Here is a 21,704-nt window from a genome sequence, read left to right as displayed (position 1 = left end):
CCGCCGCTCAGCCGGTGCCGGCGACGCAGCGGAATCCGATGTTGCCGGAGCTGCTGTCGGGTGTGTTGGAACTGCGTGCGTCCACGCGGTAGCGGAAGCAGTAGCTCTCGTGGCAGAGGTAGGAGCCGCCGCGCATCACCTTGCGCTCACCCCTCGGCGGCCCGGCCGGAGCGGTCCGCGGACCGGTGGCGTGCCAGCTGGGGTGGAACCAGTCGGAGCACCACTCCCATACGTTGCCGCAGGTGTTGTACAGGCCGTACCCGTTGGGTTCGAACGCGTTCGCCGGAGCGGTGCCCAGGTAGCCGTCCGCGTCGCTGTCGCGGATGGGGAACTCGCCCTGCCACACGTTCATCCGGTGCACACCGCCGGGTTCGCGCTCGTCGCCCCACGGATAGCGGGCCTGGACCAGACCGCCGCGGGCCGCGTACTCCCACTCGGCCTCGGTGGGCAGCCGCTTGCCCACCCATCTGGCATAGGCGCGGGCGTCCCGCCAGGTGACGTGGACCACCGGGTGGTCCATCCGGCCGGCCAGTCCCGAGCCGGGGCCCTCGGGCCTGCGCCAGTCCGCGCCCGGCACCTGGTACCACCACGGAGTCCCCGGCACCGGACGCGCTCCGCGCGGGTGCTCGGGCAGGAACGCGGCGAACACGAAGGAGGTGCCGAAGCGCTCCGCCAGTGTGATCCAGCCGGTCGCCCCGGTGAACTCGGCGAACGCGGCGTTCGTCACCGCCGTCGTGTCGATACGGAAGGGGGGCAGTTCGACCTCCCGCACCGGTCCCTCACCGTCGGCCGGGTAGCCCCGGCCGTCGTCGGTCCCCATCAGGAAGCTGCCGCCGGGCAGCAGAGCCATGCCGTTGTACGACGGTTCCGGAGGTCCGTCGAGGTCGCGCGTGGCCGGCCGGGGCCCCGGCGCCGGCGGTGGCTGCGCCCCGGCCGCCCGGCTCGCGGCGCAGCACGAGGCGTTACCGGTCACGGGAGGGCCTCCTCGGGCCGGCGGGGGATCGTCACCGGTGCGCCGGCCGAACGGCTGCGGTGGGCCGCCTCGACGATGGCCACGATGGCGAGCACTTCGGACCCGGGGACGTTCGGGACGCCCGTCCGGCAGCTCTCGACGATCGACGTGAGCAGCCCGGTCAGCATGGCCGGTCCGGCCTCGATGGCGAACGTGGGCCCGCCGCCCCGGCCGTTGACGTGCCCGGTCGTCAACGGTGACCACTCCGTGTCGCCGCCGAGGGTCGCGATCCGTCCGTCGGCCCAGGTCAGTTTCGTGCGCCCGGCGTCCGTGGCGTCGACCTCGACGCATTCCGGCCCGAGGGCCGCGACCGCCAGATCCACCAGGTGTACCCCGTACCAGGCCAGGAACGGGTGGCCGGGCTGGGTGGGCAGGGGACCCGTCAGGTCGAGCCGGTCGACGTCGCCGGAGCCGAGGGCCTGCCGGAACTCGGGCGTGAACCGTTTCGGTGAGCCGGCCAGGGGCAGGCAGGCGTGGCGACGCGCCGTGGCCAGCATCGCGCGGGCGTCGCGGAGCGCGAGGGCGAATCGTGTGTCGACGTAGACGGGCTTGCCGAACGGCGCGAGCCGGGTGAAGTAACCGGGGTGGGTGCGGGCGTCGGCGGCGACGATCAACAGCGCGTCGCAGCGCTCGGCGACCTCGTCGGGGGTGGAGCACAGGGGAACTCCGAGCTCCGTCACCTCGCGGGCCAGGGCATCGACGCGGTCGCCTCCGAGGGGGAAGTCTGCGGCCGCCACCCCCTTCCAGGCCGCTGTCACGGTGGCGCCGGGCACGGCGCCGGTGACGCCGTCACCGAACAGGCGTGTGAAGGACGGCGCGTGCGGGGAGTCGACTCCGATGAGCCCGAGCCGCAGGGGCGGGGGCGTCGATGCGGACGTCATCCCTTCACCCCCGACGAGACGACTCCGGCGACGATGTGCCGCTGCAGCACCACGAAGATCACCAGGCAGGGAAGGAAGCTGATGCAGGCGGCGGACATGATGCCCGCGGTCGACACCGTCTCCGTGTGCAGAGTGGCGAGTCCCACTGTCAGCGTGCGCGCCTCGTCCGTCTGGCCCACGACCAGGGGCCACAGCAGGTCGTTCCAGTGCCACAGGAAGACGAAGATGGCGAGCGTCGCGAGGACGGGCCGGATCAGCGGCAACACGATCCGGGTGAATGTGCGCCACTCGCCGGCGCCGTCGATACGCGCCGCGTCGAACAGTTCGTCGGGCAGATCACGCACGAACTGCCGGATGAGGAAGACGGCCTGAGCATTGGCCAGGGTGGGCATGATCAGTCCCCACAGCGTGTTCACCCCGTCCAGGCGTGCGACGAGGATGAACGTCGGGATGAGGGTGGCCTGCATCGGCACCATCAGCGTGGCGACGATCGCCCACAGCAGGGCGTTGCGCCCGGGGAACCGTTTGCGCACCAGGGCATATGCGGCCATGGAGGACGTGAGCAGGATGACCACGACCGAGACGACGGAATAGACGAAGGAGTTGAGCAGCCAGCGGGGGAAGTCACCCACTTCGAAGACCCGTGTGATGTTGTCGAAGGTCAGTGAGTCGGGGATCGCCTGCGGCAGGGTGGGAGCGTCCTCGGGCGACAGCGCGAGCACGATCACTGCCAGCAGCGGTCCGACGGTGAACAGCGAGATCACGGTGAGGGCAAGGGCCGGCAGCCACCTGCGGGGCGGGCGGGCGTCCGGGCGGATGCCGAGTGCGGCGGGCGGCGTGGTCACGGGGTCTCCTTCTCTTCGATGAACCGTCGCTGTACGAGGGACAGGACGAGCACGATGGCGAAGAGGACCATGCCGATCGCCGACGCGTAGCCGAAGTCGAGGAACTTGAAGCCCTCGTCGTAGAGGAAGTAGATGAGGCTGCTGCTGGCCCGGTTGGGGCCGCCGCCGGTCATCACGTAGATGGTGTCGAACACCTGGAAGCCGGTGATCGTCTCGATCACGAGGACGAAGAAGAGCACGGGCCTGAGCAGTGGCAGCGTCACGTGCAGGAAGGCCTGCCGGCTGCTCGCACCGTCCAGCCGTGCCGCCTCGTGCACCTCGGCGGGCAGCGCCTTCAGGCCGGCGAGGAAGACGAGCATCGAGTAGCCGAACCCCTTCCATACCGAGACCAGGGCGAGGCATGAGAGAACGAGTAGTTGGTCACCGGAGAGGAACGGCACCGGGCCGAGCCCCCCGAGCGCGGCGTTGAGCGGTCCGTCCGAGGCGAAGATCCAGGACCAGATGATGCCGGCCATCACGAAGGAACTGAGATACGGCAGGAAGAGCACGGCCCGGAACGTGCCCTGGAATCGCACGAGTTTGTTCAGGAGCAGGGCGCCGCCGAGGGAGACCAGGATGATGAGCGGCACGAATATCAGTACATAGGTCGCAGTCACTCCGAGGCTCTTCCAGAAGAGCGGATCCGAGGACAGGCGGGTGTAGTTGTCGGCCCCGAGCCACGACACGTCTCCGTTGAGGCGGTAGCGCGTGAGGCTCATGGCACCGGCACCCGCGATGGGCAGGAACTTGAACACGGCGAAGATGACGACCGTCGGCAGGACGAACAGGATGCCCGTCGTCGCCTCCCGGCGCTTCAGCCGACGACGGGCCGAGAGACCGTCCGGGGACGGGGCCGGGGTTGCCGGGGGAGGGATCTTGCGAAGCTCCGAGACATGGCTCGGGGTGTGCACGGACATGGCGACCTATCGGTGTGGAGAAGACGGGCCGGTGAGTCCGGTTCCATGGGTGGGCGCCGGACTCACCGCACTGGCTGTGTCAGGACCGGGAGAGCAGCTCGCGTGCTTCCCCTGCCGCCTTGTCCAGGGCCTTCTCCGGCGAGAGGTCGCCGCCGAGTGCCGCCTGGATGCTGGGCGCCAGCGCCGCCATCACCTGGCGCGCGGCGGGCGAGGACTCACCGGGATTGGCGAACTGAAGCGCTTCGTTGAGCACTTGGTAGTCAGGCCCGGTGTCGGGTGCCTTGACGTCGGTGCGGGTGGGGAAGCTGCCCGCGGCCGTGTTGAGTGACTTCTGCACCGTGGGCGAGCTCAGGTAGGCGAGCACGTCGTAGGCGGCGTCCCGGTTCTCGTCCTTGTTTATGGAGGTCAGGGAGAGCAGGCCGGGGTTGCCGTAGGTCGCGCGGACCCTGCCCTGGAGGGGCGGACCGAGCGATACGTTCTTCGCGCCCAGCGCCGCCCGCATCTGGGCGAGTTCCGGCAGGGAGGTGACTGGCCGCATGGCGACCTTGGAGGCGGCTATGGGGGCGCCCTGCACGGCGGGGCCTTCGGTGGCGGCGTCGGCGGGCAGGCCGCCCGCCTTCTTGAGGCCGACGAGGAACTGAAGGGCCGAGACCCCCGCCGCGGAGTCGAAGGCCACGTCCTTGCCGTCGCCGCTGAAGACCCGGCCACCGGCCTGCCAGAGCAGGGGGTAGAAGGAGAGGTTCAGCGTCTGCTCGGGGCTGCCGGCGTAATCCATCACGGCGATGCCCTTCTTGGCGAGCACCGGCGCGGCCTTACGCACGTCGTCCCAGGTTCTGGGGAGGGCGAGCCCGGCGTCGGCGAATATCTTCGTGTTGTACGCGGTGCTGTTGATGTTCTGGAAGACCGGTACGCCGTACAGCTTGCCGTCGATGGTGGCGGCCTTGAGGGTCTCGGGGAAGAACGCGCCCCGCTGGGCGGCGACGGCGTCGTCGACGGGCAGCAGCCCCTGGACCTTGTTGTAGGTGGCGGCCTGGTCGGGGGTGATCAGCACGATGTCCGGGCCGGTGCCCGCGGCGAGGGCGGCGGAGATCTGCGCGTCGCGCTTGTCGAAGGTCTGGAGTTCGATGTTCAGGTCGGTGTCCGGGTGCGACTTCTCGAACGTGGACTCCGTCCGCTCCCAGAACTTCTTGCTCGCGGCCTCGTCCTTGATGACCGGGTACATCCACACCGTGACCTCGGACCTGCCGTCGCCGGCGCCCGACGCCGAGCAGGCGGAGGCGGTCAGAGTGGCGGCCGCGGCGACGGCCGCGCAGCGAAGCAGTCGTGTGCTCATGCTCGTTCTCTCTCTCGTTGTGCGACGGCCTTGCCGGGGAGCGAGCGAGGGCCGGTCGTGGATGCGTCGCGCGGAGTGGCGGATCCGCCGTGAGGTGCGGCGCCGGCCAGCACGGTGAGGGCGTCCTGATGGCGGCCCAGCAGGGGCGGGGAGGTCAGCAGCGGGTCGTCGACGTCACGCATCCACTGCGACAGCGCGAGGGTGAGCTCGCCGCGAACGCCGGCGTATGCGGGGTCATCGGCGCGGTTGTCACGCTCGTGGGGATCGCGCACGAGGTCGTACAGCTCGACGACCGGGCTGGTCTCCACCGTGGGCCCCCGCAGGTCGGCCGGGAGGCTGCGGCGCACCCAGGACTGCGTGGGGTCCATGGCACGCGGGGCGTTGGCAAAGTTGACGACCAGCTTGTGCGAGGTGGAGCGGACCGAACGCTTGGGGTCGTAGTAGATGTGGTGGGTGAGCTGGCCGAAGGTGTGGGTCCGCGGCACCGTGCCGCTCTCCACGGCCGGCACCAGGCTGGTGCCCGGCAGGCCCACGGGAGCGGGCAGGCCCACGAGTTCGAGCAGGGTGGGCAGTACGTCGACATGGCTGGCCATCTGTACGACGCGGCGCCCCGGCCACTGCTCGCGACCGGGCGCCCGGATGAGGAGGGCGACTTCCAGGCCCGGGTCGTAGAGGGTGCACTTCGCGCCGGGCAGCGCCAGGCCGTGGTCGGTGGTGAACACCACGACGGTGTCGTCGCTCAGGCCGAGCGCGTCGAGGCGGGCCAGGACCCGCCCGACACCCTCGTCCATGTGGCGTACGGCTCCCTGCAGTTCGGCGATCTCCTCGCGGGCTCCCGCGTCGTCCTGGAGATAGGCGGGGACGGTGATCCCGAGGGAGCTGTCCGGGCTCACCGTGTCGCCGAGGAAGCCCATCACGCCGGGGCGGTCGTCGCGCGCGGGCGTGCGGTGCGGTTCGTGGAAGCCGACCTGAAGATAGAAGGGAGCGTTCGACACGGCCGCCCGGTCGAGGGCGTCCACGGTCCGCTCGACGACCGTGTCCCGGTCGCCGCCGGAACGCACCCGGTCGAACCCCAGCCGTTCAGCGACTATCTCGTCCGGAAGCACCCTGGACTCGTGGTGCACACCGATCAGTTCGGTGGTGTAGCCGGCGGCCGCCAGCCTGCTCGCGACGTGGGCCGACGGATCGGTGAGGTCCCATCCGAACGGGTCGTGCGTGAGGCCGAGTACGCCGTTGGTCTGCGGATAGGCGCCGGTGAAGAGGGAGGCTCGGGCGGGGCTGCAGTGCGGTGCGGTGGCGAACGCCGACTCGAACAGCGCCGACTCGGCGGCGAGGGTGTCCAGATGAGGGGTGACGACCGTGGGGACCTCGTACGCCCCGAGGAAGCGTCCGAGGTCGTGGCAGTGGATCAGCAGGACGTTGCGTGCCGTGGTCCGGGTCATCCCATCCTCGCCAAGTCGCCGCGCGTAAGTGCGTGTTCCAGAGGCTGTCCCGTCAGGTGGCGGCGGATCTCCTCCACGACGATCCGCCCGGCGCGCCGGCGCGAGTCCGCGGTCGCGCCCGCGATGTGCGGCGTCAGCAGGGCGTTCGGCAGGCCGCGCCAGCGGTCGTCGACGGGCAGCGGCTCGCTGGCGAACACGTCGAGCGCGGCGTCGATCCGCCCCGAGGCGACCTCCGCGTACAGCGCGTCCATGTCCACCACCGAGGGCCGGGCGGTGTTGACGAGCAGCGCCCCGTCCCGCATCGCCGCGATCTCCCCGGCACCGATCATTCCGTGGGTCTCCGGGGTGGCGGGTGCGTGCACCGCGATGACGTCACTGGTGGCCAGCAGCTCGGCCAGCCCGGTGCGGAGCTCGGTGAGTGGATCGCCGGGCGGGATGTAGGGGTCGTGGACGCGTACATCGGCGCCGAGCGCCCGGCACATGCGGATGTAGTGACGGCCGGTGCGGGACGCGCCGACAACGCCGACGCGCGCCCCGCTGATCTCGCGCCCGCGCCCCGTCTCCCTGGCCGTGTCCCAGTCCTGGCCGGACCGCAGGGCGTGATCGAGGCGGTGGGTGCGACGCAGCAGCGACAGCGTCAGCGTGAGGGAGAGCTCCGCCACAGCCGGACCCATCGCCGCTCCCGCCTGCGAGACGGGCAGACCGGTGGCCCAGAAGTCGTCGCCCACCAGCCAGTGGATCGAGGATGCGGCGTGCATGACGAACCGCAGATCGGGGGCGAGTGCGAGGCGGGTGGCGTCGAGCCGGGGGAACCCCCAGGCGGTCACGAGTACCTGCACACCGTCGAGGGCGCGGCCGAATTCGTCGGGCGTGTGCAGCGCGAGCGGCTCGCTCTCGGTGATCTCGCCGAGAGCGGCCAGCGCGCCGAGCGTCGGCGCCGGGAAGAACGCCCGCCGTTCCGCGGGCGCGACGCTCAGGTGAATCCGGATGGGCGGGCCCTGGGGGCGATGCCCCTGACCCGCTCCGAGGTGGTCATTCATGGTGTGGAAGCTAACCAGCGTATAACTTCTGTCAATGACCGAATAAATTACACTGGGCCTCGCTCTACGGGGCGCCTGTCCGCTGGATCATTAGGAGGAAACGTCAGTCATGAAGCCACGCGCCGGGAGCAAAGCCCTGATCCGGGAGATCAACGAAGCCCTGGTCCTCGATGCCGTGCGGGTGCGCCGCCCCGTCGCCAGAGCGCGGATCGCGGTCGAGACGGGGCTGAGCCCGGCCACCGTCACCGGCATCACGGCCCGATTGCTGGGCGCCGGGCTGCTCGCGGAGACCGAGGCGGGCCGCAGTACCGGAGGCAGGCCCGCCCGGCTGCTCGATCTGAGCAGTGACGGAGTGCTCGCCGCCGGGGTCAGGCTGTCGAGCACCGAGGCCTATGTGGTGCTGGTCAACATGCGCGGCGACGTCGTCGCCTCGCATCAGGAGCAGCTCACCTCCACGCGGCCCGAGGATGCGGCCGACACCATCGCCCGAGCGGTGCGCCTCACGACCGCGAGCAGGGCCTCGGCCACGCTCGTCGGGGTCGGGGTCGCCGTGTCGGGTGTCGTCGACCAGCAGGGCGGGATAGTGAGGCACAGCGGTTCGATGGGCTGGGAGAACGTCGCGTTCCGGCGCCGGCTGGCGTCCCTGATGGACACCCCGGTCGTCATCGACAGCTACGTCAACTCCGTGGCTTCCGGTCTGCTGCTCTTCGATGGAGGGCCCGGCGGCCGCAACCTCGTGATCTTCAGCGTCGGGGAGAGCCTCGGTGCCTCCGTGGTGGTGAACGGAAGCATTCACCGCGGCTTCAACGGCACCGCGGGCGGATTCGCCCATTCCTGCGTCGGCACCGGCAGTAAGCGTCCCTGCCACTGCGGAGCGCAGGACTGCCTCGAGACCTGGTCGAGCCGCTGGGGAATCGAGCGCGAGCTGGAGAGGCGCGGGGTGGCGCCGGACGGCCTCGCCGGAGGCGATGACGTCATCGAGAGCGCTGCGGACCGGCTCGGCGCCGCCGCGGCCAACGCCGCCAAGATGTTCGGCCCCGAGGGCGTCGTCATGGCGTTCACGCCGGAGATGAACATTCCGGCGCTCACGGCGCGCACGGAACAGGTGTTCCGCGGTCATTACGCCCACAGCGCCACGCCGCACCCCACGCTGGAACTCACCGCGACGGGCCCGTTCGACCACGCGTCCGGCGCCGCCTACACCGTGCTGGCTCAGCTCTTCACCGCCAGCACGTCCGACGCCGCCCCCGGCGACTCGCCGAGCGCGGCGACCGTCGGCTGACCCGGTCGCCGGCGCCGCCGAGGTGCGGCGCCCGCCGCCGCCCGGCACGGTTCAGGCGGCGGCAGCCGTCTCGTCGGGCAGCGGCTCCAGGGGGCGGCTGCCCGCCCAGTGCGGGCCCAGGTCGTCCAGCCGCCAGCCGAAGGGGTAGGAACGCGGCTGCGGGCGTGAGGGCAGCCAGCGGGGCCGTGCCGGGAGGAGGCGCACGCACCGCGAGCGGGCCCGCAGCGATGCGGCGGCCGCCGAGCGGGCCCAGCGGGGCTGGGCGCGGAATCCGAGGGCTCGCAGCAGCGGTTCGTCCAGCAGGGCGAGCGAGAAGCGTGCGATCACCGGGCGCAGTGGGCGGGGGTACCAGGCGGCCATGGTCCGGAACGTGGCGTTGGCGACCCGCCGGTTCGCCGGGTCGTACGCGAACATCCGCTCCTCGTAGGAGTCCAGCAGCCGCTCGAACCCCTCGTAGGTGTCCGGCGCGTCCTCGATGCCCATCATCGCGGCCATCTTCCGGCCCACCTCGGTCAGCGCCTCGGTCTCCACCCGGCACAGGGGGCGCCAGCCGAAGCGGTCGATCCAGCGCTTCGGCCCGACGACGGTGGTCGCCAGGACGTACAGGAAGTCCTCGTTGGGTATCCGGTACTTGCCGTGGATCCGGTTGAGGTGGCGCGCGGCCGCCCGCCCGCGCTCCGAGTCGAATCCGTCGGCGGCCATCTCGTACCCGATCAGCACCGTGTCGTCGTACCGCTTCTGCCCGGCCCGTTCGAACTCCTGGGTCCGGTCCAGGAGCACGGAGATCCGGGGGATGCCGTAATCCCGCAGGAAGGCGACGCTCACCCCCTGCCGGTAGTCCCAGGGGAACTCGTACTGGGAGATCAGGCGGAGGATCTCGGCGTAGTCGCGCGCCGGATCCATCCGGCGAATCTCGTGCAGACGGCTGTATCGGCCCATGGTGCGCCCTCCCTGTCCGGGTACCGGCTTTCCAGTTGACGGTCCAACTCCATTGATCCGAAAGGGATGTGAGGGGCCGTCTGCTGCCGTGAGTCAAAGTTACAAATACTATTGACTTGTTTCACGAGGTCGTCAACAGTGCCGACGGGCGGGCCTGCGGCAAGGGGCGGCGGGGCCGGTGCGCGTGACGTACGAAGCGCTCGCATACTGGATCACGAGGGGGACCGGTCGCCGGGCCGGGCGCCCGCAGACCGCCGGGAGAACCGAATGAGCAGCGAGCCGGAACCCGTACCGCCCCCGCCCGGGGGTGTGCTGTGGAGCCTGTCCGGTGACGTCCGGGCCCTGCTGATGCTGCCCGCCGCCCTCACCCTCCAGGTCGCCCATCCCGCGGTCGGCGCGGGCGTCGACGAGCACTCCGTCTTCCGTACGGACCCGTGGGGACGCGGTGAGCGTTCCCTGAGCTCGCTCCAGCTCTGGGTGTACGGGGGAGCGGAGGCCGCGCAGGAGGGGCGCAGGCTCCGCCGGCTGCACCGCACCATCCAGGGCACCGACACCCGGGGCCGCCCCTATCACGCGCTGTCGCCGGAGAACTACGCATGGGTGCACGCCACGGGATTCCCGGTGTACCGGCACGCGGCGCGGTATCTGATCCGCCCGCTCGACGGGGACCAGGAGCGGGCCCTGTACCGGGAGTGGCTCCAGGTGGGCCGGGTGCTCGGGATCCACGACCGGGACATGCCGCAGACGATCGAGGAGTTCTGGCCCTACTACCGCGCCATGCTGGCCGAGGAAATCGAGCGGACCGTCGTCGTCGACGAGCTCGTCGCCCCCCGTACCCCCGTACCGCCGCCGGACCGGGGCCCCCTCCTCCTGCGGGTGCTGCTCAGGGCGCTGTGGCCGGTGCTCCTGGTGCCGCTGGCCCGGTTCCGCCGCTTCCTCACCATCGGGCTGATGCCCCGGGACGCGCGCGAGGCGATCGGCCTGGAGTGGACGGACGGGCAGGAGCGGGCCCTGCGGCGGTTCTGTGCCGTGGCGCGGGTGGTCGTACCGGTGCTGCCGGAGCGGCTGCGGTACCTGCCCCGGGCGCGCCGGGCGAGAGCGGCCCACCGGGCGGCGGAGGCCCGGCGGCGTGCGGGGGCAATGCCCGGCTGAGGGGCGCCGCGGCGTGGTCCGGTCACCCGGCGACCGCGGGGCGTGCGGATCAGGCCGAGGCGCGGCGGACCAGTTGTGTCGGCATGATCACCGAACCGGCGTCGCCGGTCCCGTCCTCAAGCCGTTCCATCAGCAGCTTGACCATCAACCTGCCCATGCTCACCACATCCTGACGGACCGTCGTCAACGGCGGATCGGTCGTCTCGGCGACCGACTCCATGTCGTCGAAGCCGACCAGCGCCACGTCCTGCGGCACCCGCCTGCCGTGCTCGCGCAGCACCCGCAGGGCGCCCGAGGCCATCAGGTCGTTGGCGGCGAAGACGGCGTCCAGGTCGGGCCGCCTCGCCAGCAGGCCGGCCATGGCGCGGGCGCCGCCCTCCGCGGTGAAGTCGCCGTCCGCGACGAGCGCGGGATCGCCGTCGGGCAGCACGTCGAAGTAGCCGTCGATGCGGTCCAGCGCCGAGGTCTGGTCGCGCGGGCCCGCGATGTGCGCGATGTGGCGGCGGCCGAGCGAGGCCAGATGGCGTACGGCCTCCCGGGCGCCGCCGCGGTTGTCGCAGTCGACATAGGGGACCGCGAGTCCGGAGGCCGCCCCCGGCCGTCCGGGCCGCCCGCCGTACACCGTCGGCACCCGGAACCGGCTGATGACCGCGGACAGCTCGTCGTCCGTGTGCAGCGAGAAGGCCAGCACTCCGTCCACGTGGCCACCGGCCAGATAACGGGTGACCCGGTCGAAATCCCCGCTTCCCTCCACCAGGAGCAACACCAACTGGGCGTCATACGTGATGAGTTCGCGGCTGATGCCACGGATGTGCTGGGAGAAGAAGGGGTCCGAGAATATCCGGACCTCGGGCTCGTCGATGATCACGGCGACCGCTCCGTTGCGCCGGGTCACCAGCGTCCGGGCGGCATGGTTCGGTATGTAGCCCAGCTCGTCGACCGCTTTGCGCACCTGGTCCACCAGTGGCTGCCGAACCCCGGCACCGCCGTTGACCACCCGGGAGGCCGTCGCCCGGGACACCCCTGCCAGAGCCGCCACGGCTTCCAGGGTCGGGCGTGCGTCGCGGGAGGCATCGGGGATCGGACGGGGCAAGGGACGCTCCTCTGAAGCGCGGGAGGGAGCCGGGGACAGCCGGGGCCCCGGCCGGACAGCACGGACCCCGCCAGCCTAGAGCCTCCCGGTAATCCCTGGCGGGCGCACAGCGGTTACGGCGCGGCCCCGGGTGTCCCGCACGGCCGGAGACCTGTCGCGCGGGCGCCCGGCACGGTACCTTCCGGCCATGCCGACACGAGTGCGGGGTGCCCGCTCGGGCCGTCGCCCGCGCCGCGGCCTCGTGCTGGCGGCCGTCGCCACCGTGCTGGCCGGCGCGCTGCTCACGGGGTCCGCCGAGGCCGCGCGGACGCCGCCGCGTACCGGATTCGAATCGGCCGGCGGGGCGCGCTGGACCGGCGCGGCCGGTGAGCGCGCGCTGCTCGCGGCCGTCGACCGGCACAGCGACCGGGTCTCCGTCCGGCGCATCGGCACGACGAAGCAGGGCCGCCCGCTGCGGCTGGTCCGGATCGGCAGCCGGCGCCCCGGCGCGCTCAAGGTGCTCCTCGTGTGCAGCCAGCACGGCGACGAACCGGCGGCCCGTGAGGCCTGTCTGACGACGATCCGTGACCTCGGCTATGCCAGGGACCGGGCCACCCAGGACCTCCTCTCCCGCACCGAGATCCTCGTCGTGCCCACCGCCAACCCCGACGGCCGTGCCGCCGGCACCCGGGGCAACTCCGACGGGGTGGACATCAACCGCGACCACCTCGCACTGCGCACCGCCGAGGCCCGCGCCATCGCGGCGGTCCTGCGCGAGGACCGGCCCGATGTGGTCTACGACCTGCACGAGTACGGCGCGAGCCCGCCCTACTACGACAAGGACCTGGCCGTACTGTGGCCCCGCAATCCCAACGTGGACGGCCGGGTGCGCGAGGAGTCGGAGGTGCTGGCCGAGGACCATGTGCGTCCGGCCGCCCGGGACGCCGGACACGACAGCGGGCTCTACGGAATCTGGACCGACCCGGTCACCGGCCGGCCGGTCAGGCAGACGGCGGGCGACGGACAGGAGCGCATCCTGCGCAACGCGGCGGGCCTCAAAGGCGCGGTGACCCTGCTCGTCGAGTCCCGCGTGGATCCGCTCACCGACGCGGAGCGGGCCGACCCCGCTCTCAACGACCGCCGCCGGGTGCACTCCCAACTCGCCGCCCTCAAGGGACTGTTCTCGTACGCCGAGGAGCGGCGCGGCGAGATCGCCGCCGCCACCGCACGCTCCAGGGCGGCCGGGTCCACCGGCCGGGGTCCGGTGCTGCTGGGCGGCGCCGACAACGAGGCCCCGGGGCCCGGCGACGTCCTCGCGCATCCGCCCTGCGGGTACCGGCTCACGGCGGCCCAGTTCGCCGGGGCCGGGGACGAACTCGCGCTGCACGGCGTCACCTCCCGGCCCGACGGTGACGGTGTGTACGTACCGCTGGCCCAGCCCGCCCGGAGGCTGATCCCGCTCCTGCTGGACGCACGTGCGTCATACCACCTCATAAACGGTCAAGCCGATACCGCTTGTTGATCCCGGAAGTTGTGCACCGCGTGTGGTACTGCCTACGGAGAGCGAAACTCCAGCCTCCGTGAAAGGTGCCTTTCGTGTCGCAGGACGATCAGAGAAAGGGTGAAAGGGGGGATCTGTCGGTGACGGCGGATCTGCCCGGCGACCCGACCCAGGGCCGGCGCCCCACGACCGACCGGGTGGTGTTCGGCGTCACCGCCGTCCTCACCCTCGCCTTCGTGGTGTGGGGGGCCACGGCCACCGACTCGCTGGAGGACGTCTCCAGCACCCTGCTCAACGGATTGATGCACAACGGTGGTTGGGCCTTCATGCTGGCCGCCTCCGGATTCGTGGTCTTCGCACTCTGGCTCGCCATCAGCCGTTACGGAAAGATCACCCTCGGCCAGGAGGGCGAGGAGCCGGAATTCAGGACCGTGTCCTGGGTCGCCATGATGTTCAGCGCCGGCATGGGCATCGGCCTGATGTTCTACGGGGTGAGCGAGCCCCTGGCGCACTTCGTCCACCATCCGCCCGGAACCCACCCCGCCGACGCCGCCGAGGCGATGCAGACGGCGATGGCCACCACCCTCTTCCACTGGACGCTCCACCCGTGGGCGATCTACGCGGTGGTCGGTCTCGCCATCGCGTACAGCACCTTCCGGCGCCGCAGGCGGCAGACGATCAGCGCCGTCTTCGAACCGCTCATCGGCGCCCGGCACGCCCACGGCGGCGTCGGCAGGCTGATCGACATCCTCGCCATCTTCGCCACGCTCTTCGGCTCGGCGGCCTCGCTCGGCCTCGGCGCACTCCAGATCGGCAGCGGTTTCCACGAGCTGAACTGGAAGGAGAAGACCGGTACCGGCCTGCTCGTCCTGATCATCGCCGTGCTGACCGTGGCGTTCGTCGCCTCGGCGATCTCCGGCGTGGAGAAGGGCATCCAGTGGCTGTCCAACATCAACATGGTGCTCGCCCTGATCCTCGCCGTGTTCGTGTTCATCGCGGGCCCGACCATCATCGTGCTCGACCTGCTGCCCACCTCGATCGCCGCCTACATCGGTGATCTGCCCCAGCTCGCCGGGCGCACCGAGGCGACCGGCGAGGGCGAGGTCGCCGACTGGCTCAGCAGCTGGACCGTCTTCTACTGGGCCTGGTGGATCTCCTGGACCCCGTTCGTCGGCATGTTCATCGCCAGGATCAGCCGGGGCCGGACGATCCGTCAGTTCATCGGCGGGGTCATCCTGGTGCCCAGCACGGTCAGCCTGATCTGGTTCGCGATCTTCGGCGGCACCGCCATCAAGCTCCAGGAGGCCGGGAAGCTCGACGGCGCCGACACCCAGGAGGCCCAGCTCTTCGGTGTGCTCCAGCAGTTCCCCGTCGCCACGCTGATGAGTCTGCTCGTGATGATCCTGGTCGGGATCTTCTTCGTGTCGGGCGCGGACGCCGCGTCCATCGTGATGGGCACCCTGTCGCAGAAGGGCATCCTCGAACCGGCCAAGTGGGTCGTCGTGTTCTGGGGCGTCACCACCGGTGCGGTGGCGGCGGTCATGCTGCTGATCGGGAACGGCAAGGGCGACGCGCTGGCCGGCCTGCAGAACCTGACCATCCTGGTGGCCGCGCCCTTCACGATCGTCATGATCGGGATGTGTGTGGCCCTGATGCGGGACCTGCGCGAGGACCCGCTCATCGTGCGCCGCGAGTTCGGCGTCGAGGCGGTCGAGTCCGCCGTCATCGAGGGTCACGCGAAGTACGACGGCGACTTCGAGATCCGGATCGGTCCCGGCGGCAGCCAGATCACCACCGAGCGCGGGGAGGGGCCCGGCGGTTCGAGCCGGGCCACCGACTGAGGTCCGCCCGCCGGCCGTGCGCGGTCCGCTTCAGTCCACCAGCCGGGCCGTCGCCTCCGCGCAGCCCAGGGCCACGGTCACGCCCGCGCCGCCGTGCCCGTAGTTGTGCACCAGGCGCCCGCCGCCGGGCAGCGGCTCGGCCTCGATGCGGACCCCGGCGTCCCGGGCCGGCCGCAGCCCCACCCGGTGTCCGATGACCCGGGCGCGGGCGATCTCCGGCCGGACCCGGGCACACCGCGCCACGATCTCCTCGGCCGCGCGGGGATCGGGCACGGTGCTCCAGTCGTCCGTGCCCGCGGTGCCGCCGAGCACCAGCCGGCCCGGCTGCGGGAAGAAGTACGTCGTCGTGTCCGACGCCGGGTCCGCCTCGGTGAACCACTCCTCGATCCCCGGGTTCTCCACCATGACCAGCTGACCGCGCACCGGCCGCATCCCGGTGTCCGGGACCAGCTCACGGGCACCGAGCCCGGTGCAGTTGACCACCGTCGCCGCCTCCGCCGCCGCCTCGTCGAAGGAGCTGACCGTGCGCCGCTCGACCGAGCCCCCGGCCGTCCTGACCTGTTCCTCCAGCCAGTCCAGGTGCACCGGCATGTCGATCAGCGGCAGCCGGCACCGCAGCCCCTCGGCGCTCTCCACCACATCCCTCAGCTGCCCGGCCCACGCCCCGAGCGCCGCCAGCCGCTCGCCCCGGTGCAGACCGGCGACCAGCCGTACCCCGGTCTCCCCGGGGCGGGCGGCCAGTTCCTCGTACCGGCGCAGCGAAGCCAGTGACCAGTCCCCGACCCGGTCCTGCGGCTCGATCCGGTACGGCCACCACAGGGCTCCCGCCACCGCGGACGTCGTGGTCGCCGCGGGCTGGCGGGACCAGACCCGCACCCGGTGGCCGCGTCCGGCCAGCACCACCGCCGTGGTGAGGCCGCTGACCCCACCGCCCACCACGATCACTTCCGACACTGCCGCACCGCCGCTCGTCTCTGCCCGGCCCACCCGATCCAAACGAAAGACCCTAGCCGAGGTCCACCGCCAGGGCGATGCCTCGGCGACCGGCAGTCCCGGGCGCCGATTAGGATCGACCCCCTGATGACTGCCACCCTCGTCGCCAAGGACCTCGCCGCCGGACACGGCGACCGCACTCTCTTCGCCGAACTCGACCTCGTGGTCGCTCCCGGTGACGTGATCGGTCTCGTCGGAGTCAACGGCGCCGGAAAATCGTCGCTCCTGCGGCTCCTCGCCGGACTCGACCAGCCGGAGGAGGGTGAGCTGCGGCTCTCCCCGCCCACCGCCACCGTCGGCCACCTGCCGCAGGAACCGGAGCGGCGCCCCGGCGAGACGGTGCGGGAGTTCCTGGCCCGCCGGACGGGTGTCGCCGAGGCCCAGGCGGCGATGGACGCGGCCACCCAGGCCCTCGTCGACGGCGCGCCCGGCTCCGACGACGCGTACTCCGAGTCACTGGAGCGCTGGCTCGCCCTCGGCGGCGCCGACCTGGACGAACGCGCCGAGGAGGTCGCCGCCGACCTGGGCCTGACCGTCGGCCTGGACCCGCCGATGACCAGCCTCTCCGGCGGCCAGGCGGCCCGCGCCGGCCTCGCCTCGCTGCTGCTCTCCCGCTACGACGTCTTCCTGCTCGACGAGCCCACCAACGACCTCGACCTGGACGGCCTGGAACGGCTGGAGCGGTACGTCAGCGGGCTCCGCGCCGGCACGGTCGTCATCAGCCATGACCGCGAGTTCCTGATGCGCACGGTCACCAAGGTCCTCGAACTCGACCTCGCCCAGCAGCAGATCAACCTCTACGGCGGTGGCTACGCGGCCTACCTCGAGGAGCGCGAGCGGGCCCGCAGGCACGCCCGCGAGGAGTTCGAGGAGTTCGCGGACAAGCGCTCCGCCCTTGAGGGCCGCGCCCTGATGCAGCGCTCCTGGATGGACAAGGGCGTCAGGAACGCACGCCGCAAGGCGGGCGACTCCGACAAGATGGCTCGCAAGTTCCGGAGTGAGTCCAGCGAGAAGCAGGCCGCGAAGGCCCGTCAGACCCAGCGCATGATCGAGCGCCTCGACGTCGTGGAGGAGCCGCGCAAGGAGTGGGAGCTGCGGATGGAGATCGCCTCCGCCCCCCGTTCCGGCTCCGTCGTGGCGACGCTGCGCGAGGCGCGGGTCGTGCTCGGGGGCTTCGCGTTCGGCCCGGTCTCGCTCCAGGTCGACTGGGCTGACCGGATCGCCATCACCGGCGCCAACGGTGCCGGGAAGTCGACCCTGCTCGCCGCTCTGCTCGGCCGCCTCCCGCTGGACTCGGGGCACGCGAGCCTGGGCTCGGGCGTGGTGGTGGGGGAGGTGGACCAGGCGCGCAAGCTGTTCCACGGCACGGAATCGCTGCTGGAGGCGTTCTGCGCGGCCGTCCCGGACACGGAGCCGGCCGAGGTCCGTACCCTCCTCGCCAAGTTCGGCCTGCGCGCCGATCACGTGATGCGCCCCGCGACCACCCTCTCCCCGGGTGAGCGGACCAGATCGGCACTGGCCCTGCTCCAGGGCCGGGGTGTCAACCTCCTGGTCCTGGACGAGCCGACGAACCACCTCGACCTGCCGGCGATCGAGCAGCTGGAGTCGGCGCTCGACTCGTACAAGGGGACGTTGCTGCTGGTCACGCACGACCGCCGGATGCTGGAGGCGGTGCACACGACGCGCCGCGTCGAGGTCACGGCCGGACGGCTGACGGAGAGCTGAGGCCGGCCCATACGGCCGTAGTTGGTATGCCAAGAGTGAGGGCTCTGTCTCACCCATCCACTGATTGAGGCTTGAATTCCGACTTATTTCTCATAACTCCTGAAGGTGCGGGCACTTGGTATGCCAAGTGCTACTGTCGCCTTGTTCCGGCCGGGGAGCCGCCGTTCCCGTCGCCCGGCCGGAACGCGACCGGTTCACCCGCACCCGCAGGAGGCCCCGTGCGAACCCGCTGGCGTGCCACCCACGTCCTCGCCCACCGCGACGGCGGCCACGCGCTCCTGCGGGACGGCGAGATCGTGTGGGAGGGCGACACGATCAGCTACGTCGGGCGCGGCTACGACGGCCCCGTCGACATGGACCTGGACCTCGGCGAGGCCCTGGTGATGCCCGGCCTCATCGACCTGGACGCACTCACCGACATCGACCACCTCGTCCTGGACTCCTGGGCCCCGCCCGCCCGCGCCGCCGGACTCCTCTGGTCGCAGGAGTACTTCGACCACCGCAGGCGCGAGGTCTTCACCCCGGCGCAGCGGGCCACCGTCCGCGAGTACGCCCTGGTGCAGCTGGCCCTGCACGGCATCACCACGTACATGCCCATCGCCTCCGAGGTGCACAGCGCCTGGGCGGAGCCGTACGAGGAACTCGTCGCCATGGCCGAGACCTCCCGGCGCATCGGCCTGCGCGGCTACCTGGGACCCGCCTACCGCTCCGGCGTCAACGTGGCCCGCCCCGACGGCGGCCGCCACGTCGCCCTCGACGAGGAGCGCGGGCGGGCCGGGCTGCGGGACGCCGAGCGCTTCCTCGACCACACCGCGCGCCTGGGCGACCCGCTGGTCAACGGGGTGCTGCTGCCCTGCCGCATCGAGACGCTCACCGATGAGCTGCTGCGCGGTACCGCCGAGCTCGCGCTCCGCCGCGATGTCCCCGTACGCCTGCACTGCCTCCAGGGCCTGCACGAACGCGACCTCGTACGCGAGACGCACGGCTGCACCCCACTGGAGCTGCTGGCCCGCGCCGGCCTCTTGGACACCCGGCTGCTCGTGCCGCACGGCGTCTTCACCGACCGCCATCCCGCGGTGCACGGCGAGGACCGGGGCGATCTGGCCGTGCTCGCCGCAGCCGGCATCTCCGTCATCCACTGCCCGCAGACCTCGCTGCGCTACGGACAGGTGCTGCACTCCTTCGGCGCCTACCGGCGCGCGGGCATCAACCTCTGCCTGGGCACCGACTCCTTCCCGCCCGACCTGATCCGGGGCATGGACACGGGCGTCCACCTCGCGAAGACCGCCGACGGCCGCGCGGACGCCGCACCCGCCGAGCACTACGTCGAGGCGGCCACCCTCGGCGGCGCCCGCGCACTGGGCCGCGCCGACCTCGGCCGGCTGGAGCGCGGCGCACAGGCGGACCTGGTCGCGTTCCGGCTCGACGACATCCGCGACGGTGTCCAGGACGACCCCGTCCGCACCTTCCTGCTCAACGGCACCGCCCGGCAGGCCACCCACTCCGTCGTGGCGGGGAGGCCCGTCATGACCGACGGCCGGATACCCGGCATCGACCTGGCGAACCTGCGCCGCCGCGCCCAGAGCCTCTTCGAGACGATGCGGGAGGGTTACGCCGAGCGCGACGCGCACCGCCGAGGTGCCGACGTGCTGTTCCCGCCGACTTTCCCGCCGTTCGAGGAGACGACACCACGATGACGACGACCGAATCGCCCGACGCCAGTGAGTCCCACGCCGACCACGCCGAGCGCACGATCCGGGCCGGCATCCTGTCCGGCGCGTACCCGCCCGGCGCCCGGCTGCGGGAACGCGAGCTGTCGGAGGCCCTGGGCTTCTCCCGTATCCCCGTCCGCGAGGCGCTCACCCGGCTGACCGGCGAAGGCCTGGTCGTCATCTCCCCCCGGCGCGGCGCGTCCGTCCGCAACCTCTCGCTGCGCGACGTCGCGGAACTCTTCGACCTGCGCCTGAGCCTGGAGGTGTTCGCCGCCCGCAGGGCCGCCGAGGCCTGCGCGGCCGGACGCGGCGGTGACCGGCTGCGCGCGCTCATGGAGGCGGCCGAGGACGCCACCCGGCGCGGCGACGTCCACGAGATTCCCGCCGCCAACACCGCCCTGCACGCCGAGATCGTCGCGATGACCGGGAACCGGCTCCTCCAGGACGCACTTCAGCCCTCGCTCGGCCTGGTGCAGTGGCTGTTCACCCTCACCGGCGGCCTGGACCCGCGCGTCCAGTGCACCGAGCACCAGGACATCTGCGCCGCGATCTACGCGGGCAAGCCCGATCTGGCCGACGCCCTCGCCTACGCGCACATCGAGCGCGGCCGGGGGCCGTCCCTGGCCGCGCTGGCCGAGGTGCTGCCGGCCGAGTGACCCGCCCGGCCGGCGCCGTCCGGACCGGGCCCGACCCACCCCGACCGCCCCACCCCGGCGGCCAACCGAGGAGATGCACCACATGCTGATCACAGACGTCCGTCCCTGGGGCGGCGAGCCCTGCGACATCGAGATCAAGGACGGCGTGATAGCGGCGATCACCCCGCACGACCCCGCCCGCGTCGTCGCCGGCGAGAGAGTGGACGGCCGCGGACGGCTCGCGCTGCCCTCGTTCTCCGACGTCCACTGCCACCTCGACTCCACCCGCATCGGGCTGCCGTTCCGCCCCCACACGGGCAAGCCCGGGGTCTGGGGCATGACGATGAACGACCGCGCGCACTGGCGCGAGGACGAGTGGTCCGTCGCCGAGCGGGCCACCCACACCCTGGGCCGCATGATCGAGCGCGGCACGACCCGGGTGCGCAGCTACGCGCAGATCGACGCGGACTGCGGACTGGAGCGCTTCGAGGGGGTCCTCGCCGCCAAGGAGGCGCACGCCGGACGGTGCGAGGTCGAGATCATGGCCTTCCCGCAGGCCGGCCTCTTCAAGGAGAAGGGCGTGCCGGAGCTGATGGACCAGGCCCTCGCCTCGGGCGCCGCCGTGGTCGGCGGCATCGACCCGTGCACCCTGGACCGCGACCCGGTGCGCCACCTCGACGTCGTCTTCGGGCTGGCCGAGCGCCATCAGGCGCCGATCGACATCCACCTCCACGAGCCCGGCGCACTTGGTGTGTTCAGCGTCGACCTCATCCTGGAGCGGGTGCGCGCCCTCGGCATGGCCGGCCAGGTCACGCTCTCGCACGCGTACGAACTCGGCACCGTGGACGAGGCGACGACCCGGCGCCTCATCGAGGAGTTCGCCGAGCTGGACATCGCGATGGCGACCATCGCCCCGGCCCAGCAGCAGCACGCCCTGCCGCTGGCCCAGCTGACCGCCGCCGGAGTGCGGGTCGGCCTGGGCGAGGACGGCCAGCGCGACTTCTGGTCCCCGTACGGCAACGGCGACATGCTGGACCGCACCTGGCAGCTCGCCTTCACCAACCGCTACCGGGCCGACGAGCTCATCGAGCACTGCGTGGCCGTCGCGAGCCGCGGTGGCCACTCGATCCTCCAGGGCGGCCCGGAGCGCCTGAGGTCCGTCGCCGACCGGCCGGGCCTCGCCGTGGGCGACGAGGGTGATCTGCTGCTGGTCGAGGGCGAGACCGTCGCGTCCGCCGTGATGGACCGCAGCGACGACCGCACGGTCCTGCACGCGGGCCGCGTCGTCGCCGACGGCCTCGAACTCGTCGGCTGACCCGCCCGGACATGACGGAGCCCGTCCA

At 71.8% G+C, this 21,704-nt stretch carries 18 protein-coding genes; 8 read left to right on the top strand and 10 right to left on the bottom strand.

Features of this window, described 5'->3' with window-relative positions; genetic code table 11:
• Nucleotides 1–7 precede the first annotated feature (7 nt).
• From EDD93_RS36005 to EDD93_RS35975, 7 genes are all read right to left on the bottom strand, one after another.
• Nucleotides 8–973, bottom strand: coding sequence for a formylglycine-generating enzyme family protein (locus EDD93_RS36005; protein WP_398906283.1), 966 nt, complete (start codon nucleotides 971–973; stop codon nucleotides 8–10).
• Nucleotides 970–1,893, bottom strand: coding sequence for a Gfo/Idh/MocA family protein (locus EDD93_RS36000; protein WP_123530615.1), 924 nt, complete (start codon nucleotides 1,891–1,893; stop codon nucleotides 970–972). Before EDD93_RS36000 ends, EDD93_RS36005 begins: the two co-directional genes overlap by 4 nt.
• Complete coding sequence (locus EDD93_RS35995) at nucleotides 1,890–2,738, bottom strand: carbohydrate ABC transporter permease (RefSeq protein WP_260256104.1); 849 nt, start codon at nucleotides 2,736–2,738, stop codon at nucleotides 1,890–1,892. Before EDD93_RS35995 ends, EDD93_RS36000 begins: the two co-directional genes overlap by 4 nt.
• Complete coding sequence (locus EDD93_RS35990; protein ID WP_123530613.1) at nucleotides 2,735–3,694, bottom strand: carbohydrate ABC transporter permease; 960 nt, start codon at nucleotides 3,692–3,694, stop codon at nucleotides 2,735–2,737. Before EDD93_RS35990 ends, EDD93_RS35995 begins: the two co-directional genes overlap by 4 nt.
• 79 nt (nucleotides 3,695–3,773) lie before the next feature.
• Nucleotides 3,774–5,027: an extracellular solute-binding protein gene (locus EDD93_RS35985; RefSeq protein WP_123530611.1), complete on the bottom strand. Its 1,254-nt coding sequence runs from the start codon at nucleotides 5,025–5,027 to the stop codon at nucleotides 3,774–3,776.
• The gene (locus EDD93_RS35980; RefSeq protein WP_123530609.1) at nucleotides 5,024–6,469 is read right to left on the bottom strand and encodes a sulfatase; all 1,446 of its coding nucleotides are present in this window, start codon (nucleotides 6,467–6,469) and stop codon (nucleotides 5,024–5,026) included. The genes EDD93_RS35985 and EDD93_RS35980 overlap by 4 nt, the downstream gene beginning before the upstream one ends.
• On the bottom strand, nucleotides 6,466–7,509 hold the full coding sequence (locus EDD93_RS35975; RefSeq protein ID WP_123530608.1) for a hydroxyacid dehydrogenase: 1,044 nt from the start codon (nucleotides 7,507–7,509) through the stop codon (nucleotides 6,466–6,468). The genes EDD93_RS35980 and EDD93_RS35975 overlap by 4 nt, the downstream gene beginning before the upstream one ends.
• A 109-nt stretch (nucleotides 7,510–7,618) precedes the next feature.
• On the opposite strand from EDD93_RS35975, the gene EDD93_RS35970 reads away from it, so the two are divergent.
• Complete coding sequence (locus EDD93_RS35970; protein ID WP_123530606.1) at nucleotides 7,619–8,791, top strand: ROK family protein; 1,173 nt, start codon at nucleotides 7,619–7,621, stop codon at nucleotides 8,789–8,791.
• A 51-nt stretch (nucleotides 8,792–8,842) separates the two neighbouring features.
• Here EDD93_RS35970 and EDD93_RS35965 read toward each other — a convergent pair whose 3' ends face one another.
• A complete protein-coding gene (locus EDD93_RS35965) occupies nucleotides 8,843–9,730 on the bottom strand; it encodes an oxygenase MpaB family protein (protein WP_123530604.1) in 888 nt (295 codons plus the stop codon).
• Between the two features lie 267 nt (nucleotides 9,731–9,997).
• Here EDD93_RS35965 and EDD93_RS35960 point away from each other — a divergent pair, with 267 nt between their 5' ends.
• Entirely contained in the window at nucleotides 9,998–10,882 is an 885-nt protein-coding gene (locus EDD93_RS35960; RefSeq protein ID WP_123530602.1) for an oxygenase MpaB family protein, read from the top strand.
• A 49-nt stretch (nucleotides 10,883–10,931) separates the two neighbouring features.
• Here EDD93_RS35960 and EDD93_RS35955 read toward each other — a convergent pair whose 3' ends face one another.
• The gene (locus EDD93_RS35955; protein ID WP_123530600.1) at nucleotides 10,932–11,975 is read right to left on the bottom strand and encodes a LacI family DNA-binding transcriptional regulator; all 1,044 of its coding nucleotides are present in this window, start codon (nucleotides 11,973–11,975) and stop codon (nucleotides 10,932–10,934) included.
• Nucleotides 11,976–12,162: 187 nt separating this feature from the next.
• On the opposite strand from EDD93_RS35955, the gene EDD93_RS35950 reads away from it, so the two are divergent.
• Together EDD93_RS35950 and EDD93_RS35945 are read left to right on the top strand one after the other, a co-directional pair.
• Nucleotides 12,163–13,476 carry a M14 family metallocarboxypeptidase gene (locus EDD93_RS35950; RefSeq protein WP_123530598.1) on the top strand — a complete coding sequence of 438 codons (1,314 nt, stop codon included), beginning with the start codon at nucleotides 12,163–12,165 and terminating at the stop codon, nucleotides 13,474–13,476.
• A gap of 74 nt (nucleotides 13,477–13,550) precedes the next feature.
• Nucleotides 13,551–15,296, top strand: a complete 1,746-nt coding sequence (locus EDD93_RS35945) for a BCCT family transporter (RefSeq protein WP_185092628.1) — start codon at nucleotides 13,551–13,553, stop codon at nucleotides 15,294–15,296.
• Between the two features lie 30 nt (nucleotides 15,297–15,326).
• Here EDD93_RS35945 and EDD93_RS35940 read toward each other — a convergent pair whose 3' ends face one another.
• Nucleotides 15,327–16,250, bottom strand: coding sequence for an FAD-dependent oxidoreductase (locus tag EDD93_RS35940; protein WP_123530596.1), 924 nt, complete (start codon nucleotides 16,248–16,250; stop codon nucleotides 15,327–15,329).
• Between the two features lie 126 nt (nucleotides 16,251–16,376).
• On the opposite strand from EDD93_RS35940, the gene EDD93_RS35935 reads away from it, so the two are divergent.
• The 4 genes from EDD93_RS35935 (at nucleotide 16,377) to EDD93_RS35920 (ending at nucleotide 21,676) form a co-directional block, all read left to right on the top strand.
• Nucleotides 16,377–18,014 carry an ABC-F family ATP-binding cassette domain-containing protein gene (locus EDD93_RS35935; RefSeq protein WP_123530594.1) on the top strand — a complete coding sequence of 546 codons (1,638 nt, stop codon included), beginning with the start codon at nucleotides 16,377–16,379 and terminating at the stop codon, nucleotides 18,012–18,014.
• 218 nt (nucleotides 18,015–18,232) lie between these two features.
• Nucleotides 18,233–19,711, top strand: a complete 1,479-nt coding sequence (locus tag EDD93_RS35930; RefSeq protein ID WP_123530592.1) for a chlorohydrolase family protein — start codon at nucleotides 18,233–18,235, stop codon at nucleotides 19,709–19,711.
• Nucleotides 19,708–20,382: a GntR family transcriptional regulator gene (locus EDD93_RS35925; RefSeq protein WP_123530591.1), complete on the top strand. Its 675-nt coding sequence runs from the start codon at nucleotides 19,708–19,710 to the stop codon at nucleotides 20,380–20,382. The genes EDD93_RS35930 and EDD93_RS35925 overlap by 4 nt, the downstream gene beginning before the upstream one ends.
• An 82-nt stretch (nucleotides 20,383–20,464) precedes the next feature.
• A complete protein-coding gene (locus tag EDD93_RS35920; protein WP_123530589.1) occupies nucleotides 20,465–21,676 on the top strand; it encodes an amidohydrolase family protein in 1,212 nt (403 codons plus the stop codon).
• The last annotated feature ends 28 nt before the right edge of the window (nucleotides 21,677–21,704 follow it).

It is taken from the genome of Streptomyces sp. 840.1 (genome assembly GCF_003751445.1).
Lineage (GTDB): Bacteria > Actinomycetota > Actinomycetes > Streptomycetales > Streptomycetaceae > Streptomyces.
The sequence above is the reverse complement of the archived record's forward strand: the minus strand, read 5'-3'. Positions and strand labels throughout refer to the sequence as shown.

Coding starts and splice junctions, on each gene's coding strand:
- EDD93_RS36000 (WP_123530615.1), bottom strand. CDS start 1,893: ATGACGTCCGCATCGACGCCCCCGCCCCTGCGGCTCGGGCTCATCGGA.
- EDD93_RS35990 (WP_123530613.1), bottom strand. CDS start 3,694: ATGTCCGTGCACACCCCGAGCCATGTCTCGGAGCTTCGCAAGATCCCT.
- EDD93_RS35985 (WP_123530611.1), bottom strand. CDS start 5,027: ATGAGCACACGACTGCTTCGCTGCGCGGCCGTCGCCGCGGCCGCCACT.
- EDD93_RS35980 (WP_123530609.1), bottom strand. CDS start 6,469: ATGACCCGGACCACGGCACGCAACGTCCTGCTGATCCACTGCCACGAC.
- EDD93_RS35975 (WP_123530608.1), bottom strand. CDS start 7,509: ATGAATGACCACCTCGGAGCGGGTCAGGGGCATCGCCCCCAGGGCCCG.
- EDD93_RS35970 (WP_123530606.1), top strand. CDS start 7,619: ATGAAGCCACGCGCCGGGAGCAAAGCCCTGATCCGGGAGATCAACGAA.
- EDD93_RS35965 (WP_123530604.1), bottom strand. CDS start 9,730: ATGGGCCGATACAGCCGTCTGCACGAGATTCGCCGGATGGATCCGGCG.
- EDD93_RS35960 (WP_123530602.1), top strand. CDS start 9,998: ATGAGCAGCGAGCCGGAACCCGTACCGCCCCCGCCCGGGGGTGTGCTG.
- EDD93_RS35950 (WP_123530598.1), top strand. CDS start 12,163: ATGCCGACACGAGTGCGGGGTGCCCGCTCGGGCCGTCGCCCGCGCCGC.
- EDD93_RS35935 (WP_123530594.1), top strand. CDS start 16,377: ATGACTGCCACCCTCGTCGCCAAGGACCTCGCCGCCGGACACGGCGAC.
- EDD93_RS35925 (WP_123530591.1), top strand. CDS start 19,708: ATGACGACGACCGAATCGCCCGACGCCAGTGAGTCCCACGCCGACCAC.
- EDD93_RS35920 (WP_123530589.1), top strand. CDS start 20,465: ATGCTGATCACAGACGTCCGTCCCTGGGGCGGCGAGCCCTGCGACATC.